The sequence below is a fragment of the Oleiphilus sp. HI0067 genome (assembly GCF_001635735.1).
Genome location: NZ_LWFI01000008.1, coordinates 1 through 884 on the forward strand (window position 1 = coordinate 1; position 884 = coordinate 884).

Annotated in this window: 2 protein-coding genes; both read right to left on the reverse strand. The window is 47.1% G+C overall.

The window, feature by feature from the left end:
• Positions 1 to 491 (reverse strand): TrmH family RNA methyltransferase (locus tag A3739_RS00365; RefSeq protein ID WP_068499708.1); only part of this gene is annotated, 491 nt, incomplete at its 3' end.
• The coding region (locus A3739_RS00370; protein WP_156502195.1) for an MAPEG family protein at positions 488 to 884 on the reverse strand (397 nt) is incomplete at its 5' end. The genes A3739_RS00370 and A3739_RS00365, both read right to left, overlap by 4 nt.

The window sequence follows — 884 nt, forward strand, 5'->3', positions numbered from 1 at the left end:
TGTCGTTGCGCCTCGCTCAAAATAATCGCTGCGGCTACTGAGACATTAAATGACTCAACCATTCCCATCATGGGAATAATAATATGGCCATCAACTTTCTGAGCAGCCTCATCACTTACGCCTTTTTTCTCATTCCCCATCAGAATGGCGCATGGTTCGGTGTAATCTACATCTCTAAAATCAAGCGCTGTATCAGACAAATGTGCTGCATAAACTTTTTGGCCGCGCGTCTGGAGAAGTTCGATACCTGCATCCATCGACTCATGCCGAACGATGTTAACCCATCGATCACTCCCCATTGCCGTGCCCGAGTATGGACGATGCTTATCCCACGGCCAGACCATATGCAGCTCATGCATACCGACCGCATCACCAGTACGAACTAAAGCAGCAATATTACGAGGTTTGTGGATCTGCTCCGCGAGAATTGTTAAATCGGGTTGGCGCCGATCTAAGGTTTCGCGGAGCTTTCGGTATCTCTCTGGTGTCATAGAATTAGGCAGAGCCAGATGTTAAGTATCGCCATGCCCAGCATCGCTAACCATGTCAGCAGCATGCCATAGAATCGACCAAAACTTGGCCCATCAAAACGCGATAAACCCCATGAATGAAGAACGCGGCCCAGCAAAAACATACCGCCGAAAACATGAATCAAAATTGGATTCAAGAACTGAAGTTCCAACATGAAGAGCAAAACTAAAGCGAGTGGAATATTCTCGAGCGCATTTGCATGCGCACGGATTGCACAACGCATCTCAACAGAACAATCGTTTTGCTCTGTGCTCTTCTTTTCAGCGCGGCGAAATGCAGTGACTCGATAACCAAGGTAAATAATTAAAATCGCAAGCAAGCCCGCATACATTGGCGCATAACGCAAAAGAGAA